Source organism: Nostoc sp. CHAB 5836, from assembly GCF_020829445.1.
Lineage (GTDB): Bacteria > Cyanobacteriota > Cyanobacteriia > Cyanobacteriales > Nostocaceae > Nostoc.
Window position 1 is genome coordinate 9,788 of sequence record NZ_JAIVFV010000136.1, and the last position, 8,628, is coordinate 18,415.

At 42.5% G+C, this 8,628-nt stretch carries 6 protein-coding genes and 1 riboswitch; of the genes, 4 read left to right on the forward strand and 2 right to left on the reverse strand.

Annotated features, from left to right (window positions below; translation table 11 throughout):
* A partial coding sequence (locus LC605_RS23095) for a hypothetical protein (RefSeq protein ID WP_229549853.1) occupies positions 1–359 on the reverse strand: 359 nt, incomplete at its 3' end.
* A 1,068-nt stretch (positions 360–1,427) separates the two neighbouring features.
* Positions 1,428–3,479 carry a PAS domain S-box protein gene (locus LC605_RS23100; protein WP_229549854.1) on the reverse strand — a complete coding sequence of 684 codons (2,052 nt, stop codon included), beginning with the start codon at positions 3,477–3,479 and terminating at the stop codon, positions 1,428–1,430.
* Positions 3,480–4,006: 527 nt separating this feature from the next.
* Here LC605_RS23100 and LC605_RS23105 point away from each other — a divergent pair.
* From LC605_RS23105 to LC605_RS23120, 4 genes are all read left to right on the forward strand, one after another.
* On the forward strand, positions 4,007–4,492 hold the full coding sequence (locus tag LC605_RS23105; protein WP_229549855.1) for a molybdenum cofactor biosynthesis protein MoaE: 486 nt from the start codon (positions 4,007–4,009) through the stop codon (positions 4,490–4,492).
* Between the two features lie 460 nt (positions 4,493–4,952).
* Positions 4,953–5,080, forward strand: a riboswitch (cobalamin riboswitch).
* Positions 5,039–6,640, forward strand: a complete 1,602-nt coding sequence (cobG, locus tag LC605_RS23110; RefSeq protein ID WP_229549856.1) for a precorrin-3B synthase — start codon at positions 5,039–5,041, stop codon at positions 6,638–6,640. Its footprint overlaps the riboswitch before it by 42 nt.
* Positions 6,640–7,266, forward strand: coding sequence for a precorrin-8X methylmutase (locus LC605_RS23115; protein ID WP_229549858.1), 627 nt, complete (start codon positions 6,640–6,642; stop codon positions 7,264–7,266). Before cobG ends, LC605_RS23115 begins: the two co-directional genes overlap by 1 nt.
* A 2-nt stretch (positions 7,267–7,268) precedes the next feature.
* The gene (locus LC605_RS23120) at positions 7,269–7,973 is read left to right on the forward strand and encodes a precorrin-2 C(20)-methyltransferase (protein ID WP_229549859.1); all 705 of its coding nucleotides are present in this window, start codon (positions 7,269–7,271) and stop codon (positions 7,971–7,973) included.
* Positions 7,974–8,628 lie beyond the last annotated feature (655 nt).

Below are 8,628 nucleotides of genomic sequence, written 5' to 3' on the forward strand. Positions count from 1 at the left end.
AGTAAAGTGTCTTTTGCATCAGCCCGGTTCCCACCGCCTGCAAATGGATTTTGACCACCAGTCAAAGTGTCTTTTGCATCAGCCCGGTTCCCACCGCCTGCGGATGGATTTTGACCACCTGCAAAGATATTCCAAAAGTTATCACCAGCGAAAGGATTACCACCATAGGGTAAATCAGGCTTACTACCACTACCACCAAATGGACTACCGCTAGCTTCTCCATTACCAACACCACTGAATATCTTGGAGAGGTCTTTATCACTCAGAACTTCACTCAAGCGACCGAAGGGTGAATCTCTAAAGGGATTGCTCTCACCAGTAGGAGAGTTTTCGGTAACACTATTATTCAAATCTGCCATTAGGACTAATCCTCGTAATTTCTAGAATAAAAATCTTGCTAGCATAACAACATAAAATAGACAAAACTAAGTCTTTGGCGTGAATTTTATGTTATATTTATTGTTAGCAAAACTAGTTAACATCCTTGGTTATATCTGATTATCTTACAAGATTAAGATAGTCAATGATTTCGCCAATGTTATTGACACTTAATAGCTTATTTTATTTGAGTTATAAGGACAATGAAAAATATTTTGATAAATGCATCAAAATATTAGATATTTTGAGAAAATGAGATAGAAAATTTTACTGATATTAGTCTGTAAGAACATCAAATTTATCGAAATTTGATGAAAGATTATATTGCAATGAATAATATTTTGATAAATTTGTCAAATTTTTAGAGATTTAATTAATCTGCCTTGCTTTGAGGCAGGACGGCCACATTATTTGGAGTACCATTGGAACAGAAAACCGGGATAAGCACCAATACGCTTGGGTTAAGGCTAAAACTCTTTGCCAAAGTCAATTTTTTTTACGTAGACGCTTCGGCTTGCCGCAGGCTACCGCAAACGCGAGTGCGTCTCCCCCTGGGAGAAGGACGCCAACGCGAGTGCGTCTCGTAAGAGTTGGACGCAAAGAGAAGAAAGAAATGCTTAACCCAAGCGTATTGGGATAAGCGCTATAGGACTACTATTTGATTTTTGAACAGATACGTAGGGTGCGTTAGCGCACAAAGTACGGCATCATTCTTAAGGATTCGGTGCGTTACGCGAAACGCTAACGCACCCTACAAATACTTAATGTTGTTCAAAAATCAAATAGTAGTCCTATATTGTAAGAGGATGTTTGAAAAGTATTAGGCGATTGTAAATCGCTACTGCACAAACTCTCGTCCGCCTCCGTGGACTAATACAAAATCAAGGGTTTTTAACCTGGGTCGGCAGGTTTTGCCTGTGTAGCCGCGATTTCTAATCGCCGAGGCAAGTTAGAAATTAGACTTTTCAAACAACCTCTAAGGTAGACTTGAGCAGTTTAGTAGCGATCGCTCACTCTAACGGATATTTGCAGCTGTAGCCCAATACTTTTCAAACAACCTCTAACGCCGGCATTGGAACTTGCTGAACTGCTGGTAAGTACACCTGAAATTTTGTCCCCTTGCCTACACAACTTGATACAGTGATAAAACCACCATGTTCTTTAATAATTGTCATTACTGTTGATAGCCCAAGCCCCGTACCTTTACCCAACTCTTTTGTTGTAAAAAATGGTTCAAATATTCTATCTAATATTTCTTTGCTAATTCCTAATCCCGTATCAGTAACTGTCAGGACAATGTAAGCACCAACTGTAGATCCTATATGCATATTTGCATAAGTTTCATCAATCCAAATATTCTCGGCAGATATTGTTAAAGTTCCGCCTCCAAGCATGGCATCCCGCGCATTGAGACACAAATTAATTAGCACCTGATGCATTTCGGTACTATCGGCACAAATAGGTAACAATTCCTCCTGAATTTCTGTATATACTGCGATTGATTGGGGAAATGTTTGTGAGATAAATTGCCGCATTTCTAAAATCAGGTCTTTGACTTCAAGCACGGTGTGTTGACGCGTACCAGTTTGTTCTTGGACATCGCCTTCAATTCCCCTGGCAAATAACAGCACTTGCTTTACCAAATCAGCACCACGTTTAACATTGCTTTCTATTATTGACAGCATTTCGTTAATTTGTTGATCGCGGCTTTTAGTTTTGAGCAGATGCACTGACATCAAAATTGGTGACAACACATTATTTAAATCGTGAACAATACCACTAGCAATAGTGCCGATATTTTCCATGCGTTGAGCGCGCAAAATTTGCTTTTCTAGTTGTTTTTTCTGGGTAATATCAGTATCAACGGCAAGAATTGATTTAGCTTGAGAATGTTCATCTTTGATTAGCATCCAGCGACTTTCAACAATAAGTTTTTTGCCAGATTTGCTGGTTTTGTGTAACTCACCTTGCCAAAAGCCATTCTTTAAGACAGGTTGATAAATTTCTCGGTGTTGCGCCAAAGGTTCAGTGGATAAAAGTTCATCGAACTGCTTGCCTATAGCTTCTTCTGACTTCCAGCCGTAAAGTTTTTCAGCATTTTTATTCCATAATAAAATTTTGTTGGACAAATCTTGCACAACAATTGCATCACTGACAATATCTAGCAATGCTGCTTGTTCACAAATTTGTTGTTCTACTTGCTTGCGTTCCGTAATATCCTCAGCCACATAGACGAATTGCAGGCGGCTACCAGAACTTAACGTAATTGTTGAGACTGTGGCTGACAGACATATTTTACCTTGGGGAGTATCGTAAGAATATTCAAAGTTGATGGGTGATTTAGTGCGTTTTGCTTGACGGTAACAATGTATCCGCAAAGACGGCTGCTTATCTGTTACACCCATGTCTTGCGCTAGGAGATTTTGCATTTCTTCTGGCGTGAGTTCAAAGAATTTCCTTGTAGCGGGGTCATCCGAAATCTGCAAAATGTCATTATTTACCAACTCGGCAATTCCCATCATCACCGGCGAATTATTAAAGAAAGATTCGCTTTGGTGTAATGCTTTTTGTACCTGGTTGTACTCCTGTTTTATGGTTACCTGTTCAACTAAACTCCGCCGACTCTCGAGTTGTCTAACTACCATGCGGCTAAGAATTTCCAGTGCTTCCACCTGTTGGGGACTGATTTGGTGTGGTACGCAATCCACTACACACAGAGTCCCGATCGCTTCTCCTTCTGGTGCTAACAAAGGTACGCCAGCATAAAATCTCACACCAAATTCAGCAGAGGTAACTACGGCATTTCTCGCAAATTCTTCGTCAGTCAAGGTATCGGAAATAATCAAAACTTCACCACTTTCCATACAAATCGGGCAGAACCCAGTATCTCGTGGCATTTCCTCTACATCCAACCCCACTTTGGCTTTGAACCACTGACGGTTAGCGTCAATTAGATTAATCAAGGCGATCGGTGTGTTACAAATCTGTGCGGCTAAGAACGCCAGGTCGTCAAATGCTTCCTCTGGTAGAGTGTCGAGAATCTGGTACTGACGCAGAGCCTCAAGTCTGGCTAATTCATTGTTACACACGAAAGATTTCATGAAATTGTTCCTAACTATTGCTGAATGACAACTTGCTTCGTGTTACTAATAAATGTATATTTATAAGGCTTTCTGTCGGTGGTCATTACCACCAGTATCTCAAATGTCCAACAAATCATTCATCAAGCTAGTTGATTACTTTTATTCATTATAGTAATATTCCTTAGAGCGGATAACAGTAAATTTTGGTTATTTTAAGTAGATATCTGGTGAAATTAAATATGCGTTACCCAGAACCCTTGTAGGGACGTAGCACTGCTCATTGGTGTCAACTTAAGTCAGAAAGCTCATTCCACAGTCATTTTACCCCTCCCCGTGAACGGGGAGGGGAGATTTTGTCACTAGACAAAAGCGGGGTGGGGTTGCGAGGGCATAATTAGTAATTGACGCGAATGACCTTCGCCAAGGCTGAAGTTGACACCGATCAGCACTGCTACGTCCCGACATTCGTTTTCACTCCTATGTCTATAGGCTAGCAACGCTTTGTTCAGAGACAATAGAAAAGCCCAGATAAGATCAACGCAGTTATGACGACTACACTTACCTCTGCTATTAAACCAAGAGCCGAAGATAGTTTTGCTATTACCTTTGCACCATTATCCATTGAAGAAATCTACACCAAATCTGATGATCCAGCCAATGGTGCTGTGGTTGTGATGAGTGGCATGGTTCGCAATCAAACCGATGGTAAACCTGTGATTGCTCTAGAGTATCAAGCTTACGAACCGATGGCATTGCGGATATTTTATCAAATTGCTGCTGATATACGTTTATCTATGTCTGATGTGAATCGAGTCGCGATTTATCATCGCATTGGACGTTTGCAAGTTGGGGAAATCAGTGTTTTAGTAGCAGTGGGTTCTCCTCATCGCAGTGAGGCGTTTGAAGCTTGCCAATATGCTATTGATACCCTCAAACACAATGCCCCTATATGGAAGAAAGAACATTGGGAAGATGGTTCTAGCACATGGGTGAGTATTGGTGCTTGTGAAACATCAAAAGAAAATTGTTAAGTAAGTCGGTGAAAATAAATCAAATTATGTGACAAAATTTAAATAGGCTTGAAACTACTACCAATGAGGAATAAATAAGGACAAATGACAGACATCACCAGTTATCTTTAATTGCGCCGACCTACTTACAGCGATTTTCAGGTAAATGAACCACAAATAGACCTCACTTCCATTCCTCACTTCCTTTAAGGAGAGAGGCTTTGATTTTCTCCCCTTCCCTTGTAAGGAAGGGGTTGGGGGTTAGGTCTCATAATTGTGGTCTAAATACATGAAAACTGCTGTAAGATTCCAGAGACGATCGCCTAGGCTCGTATTTTAGACATAGGAGTGAAAAAGTAGAGACGTAGCAGTGCTACGTCTCTACAAGGGTTCTGGGTAACGCATATTTAATTTCACCAGATGTCTTTTGTCTAGGGGAAAATTTTCGGACTTGAGGCTGGGTGATGAAAGCTGACCGCAGGATTTATGCTGCATTAAAAATGCTAAAATAGCCTTGAGTTGGGAAACTCCGGTAAAATTCCGGGACTGTGCCGCAGCTGTGACGGGATGACCCAAGTCAGAATGCCAACTCTCAGGATGTCCTCAAGACACGCTTACCATCTACTCCCTGCGTTGCACGGGGAAGGAGTTCCAAATTTGCTTTCTGGATTTGCCACTTGTCCTGGCTTGTTTTATGCTACACCCGCCGCAGATGGGATATTATCTCGCATTAGAATACCAGGTGGAATTATTAGTAGTCAGCAGTGCCGTGCGATCGCAGATATAGCAGAACAGTATGGTGGCAGCTATGTAGATGTGACTAATCGAGCTAATCTACAAGTCCGCGAAATCCGCACAGGCATAAATGCTGAGGTTCTGAAGTACTTACAGGATATAGGATTGGGTTCTAGCAATCCTGTCGTAGACCACATCCGCAATATTATGACCAGCCCAACTGCTGGTATCGACCCCCAGGAAATAATCGATACTCGCCCTTTTGTTCAAGGTTGGGATGATTATATTGCTGCACATCCGGGCCTTTCGGGACTGTCGGCAAAATTTAGCGTTTGCTTTGATGGTGGTGGGATAATTCGGGTGTGCGATCGCTTGAATGATATCGCCTTTGCTGCTGTTTTAGTTGACACTAATGTTTATTTTCGCCTCTATCTGAGTGTAGGCGAGAAGGGACAGCCACCTAGCGATATGGGAATTTTGTTATCACCAGAGGAATGTTTGCCCGTCTTGGCAGCTTTAGCAGAGGTCTATCTTGTTCATAGTAATACTACGAGTCAGCCTAAGCTACGTCTCTTAGAGTTATTGAATACTTTGGGTTGTGAAAATTATCTCCAGGAAGTTCAGCAGCGTTTACCTGTCCCGCTTTTAGGGAGTGAAATCAGAAAAGACCTAACCCCCCAACCCCCAACCCTTGGAGGGTTGGGGGAGGAACTTTCTACTCTTTTGCAAAAACAGGGGAAGTATCAGCATATTGGCATCCATCCCCAACGTCAGCAAGGCTTATTTTACATTGGTGTCGTCTTACCTCTTGGGCGATTGGAGAGTAAGCAGATGCGGGGTTTAGCAGATTTAGCAGCAAAATACGGTAGTGGAACTCTCAGGCTAACCCCTTGGCAAAATTTGCTCCTCACAGATATTCCTCAGCAATGGGTTGCTGATGTCGAGAGTCAAATTGCTTTCTTCGGGTTAGATTCGTCAGCAACCAACATCAAGAGTGCATTAGTTGCCTGTTCTGGAAAAAAGGGTTGCGCCGCTTCTCTTACAGATACCAAGGATGATGCGTTGTCATTGGCAAAGCATCTTGAAACTCACGTTACTCTAAATTGCCCAGTTAATATCCACTTTAGCGGCTGTAAAAAATCCTGTGCCCAGCACAGCAAGAGTGATATTACTCTCTTCGGTGTCAGCATTGAGGCTGACAATGGAACTGTAGAGGGGTATCACGTTTATGTTGGTGACGACAAGCAGAAATTTGGACGCGAACTATATCAATATGTAACTTTTGCAGAACTACCTGCATTAATAGAACGGATGCTAGATGTATATCAAATTCAACGCCTAAATTCTGATCAGTCCTTTGGGGAATTTGCTAATCGATATCAAATAGCACAATTACAGCAGTTATTTAATTTTAGATGTCAATCCCAAATTTAATGCCCGAATATATCCGAGATGCCAACGAAATTTACCGTAACTCCTTTGCAATCATCCGGTCAGAAGCAAACCTAGATGTGCTACCACCAGATGTAGCAAAAGTTGCTGTACGCCTAATTCATGCCTGTGGAATGACGGATATTGTTACTGACTTGGGATATTCAGCAACAGCAGTACAATCCGCAAGAGCAGCACTGGCAGCCGGAGCGCCAATTCTGTGCGATTGCCGCATGGTTGCTGATGGTGTTACCAGGCGGCGGTTGTCTGCAAATAATCAAGTTATCTGTACCCTCAATGAGCCGGAAGTGGCAGAGATTGCCCAGCATCTAAATACTACAAGGTCGGCAGCAGCTTTAGAATTATGGCGATCGCACCTCGAAGGGGCAGTAATTGCAATCGGCAATGCACCCACAGCACTGTTCCGGCTATTAGAAATGCTCGATGAAGGAACGCCCAAACCTGCTATTATCTTAGGCTTTCCAGTGGGGTTTGTTGGTGCAGCAGAATCAAAAGCCGCACTGGCAGCAGACAGCAGAAATGTACCATTTTTAACCTTACATGGTCGGCGCGGTGGAAGTGCGATCGCCGCCGCAGCAGTTAACGCCCTGGCAATGGAGGAAGAATAATGATCAAAACCAAAGGTCGTCTTTATGGAATTGGTGTCGGCCCAGGCGACCCAGAACTATTAACTTTGAAAGCGCTGCGGCTATTACGTGCCGCTCCTGTGGTAGCCTATCAATCAGCCACAAATAAAGAAAGTATTGCTAGAGCGATCGTGGCACAATATCTTCCTGGCAATCAAATTGAGGTATTATTTCATCTCCCCCGCGCCTTGGAGCCTGAAAAGGCTAAGTCTATCTATGACAAGGAAATTGAACCAATCGCCGACCATTTAGCAGCCGGTCGAGATGTCGTGGTGCTATGTGAAGGCGATCCATTTTTCTATGGTTCGTTCATGTACCTGTTCACGCGGTTATGTGATCAGTACGAAACAGAAGTTGTCCCCGGAGTTTCTTCACTCATGGCTTGTCCAGTAGCCTTGGGTGTACCTTTCACCTACTACACCGATATTCTCACTGTCCTACCAGCCCCATTACCAGCAGAAGAGCTGACTACACATCTACTGATGACCGACGCCGCCGCAATTATGAAGTTAGGTCGTCACTTTACCAAAGTACGAGATATCCTGCATAAAATAGGGCTAGCATCACGGGCAAGATATATTGAGCGGGCATCAACATCACAGCAACGCATCCTACCTCTAGATGAAGTTGATCCAGCCGAAGTACCCTATTTCTCGATGATTGTGATTCCAACTAAGAATCGACTATAAGTAGGTTGGCGCAATTAAAGTTAACTGGCTAAGGCTGTCATTTGTCATTGGTCATTTGTCATTTGTCATTTGTCATTAGTAAAGGTTTTAAGCTTATTTACGTTTCGTAACATACTTGACTTTTTTCGCACCAACGTACTTAAACTAACACACTTGGGTTAAGCATTTCCCCCTTCTCTTTCTCTCTTCTCTCCGTGTTCTCTGCGCCTCTGTGGTTCGTAAAAAAAAAGAGTTTCAGCCCTTTTGTGAACCCTATTGGACTATAAACCTTAAAATAATAGGACTTACGCAAAACAATGAAAAAACGAACCGCAAAGGGCGCAAAGGACACAAAGGAATAAGAGTTTCAGAGAGTTATTGCGTAAGTCCTAAATAATTGGTAATTCATAATGACGCTCTCTATTTAACAAAGAGTTTTAGCCTTAACCCAAGGGTATTGCGCAATAAGGGACTTGCGAAAAATAAATCATCCCAAACTATTTGTAGAGGCACAAGAACTTGCGCTCCTATGATCAGATGTTTTTGAGAAAATTTGATTTCTTTAGGACTTACGCAAAATAATGAAAAAACGAACCGCATAGACGCAAAGCAGCTTCCCGCAGGGTAGGGCGCATTCGCGAGTGCGTCTCGTAAGAGAAGGACACAAAGGAATAAG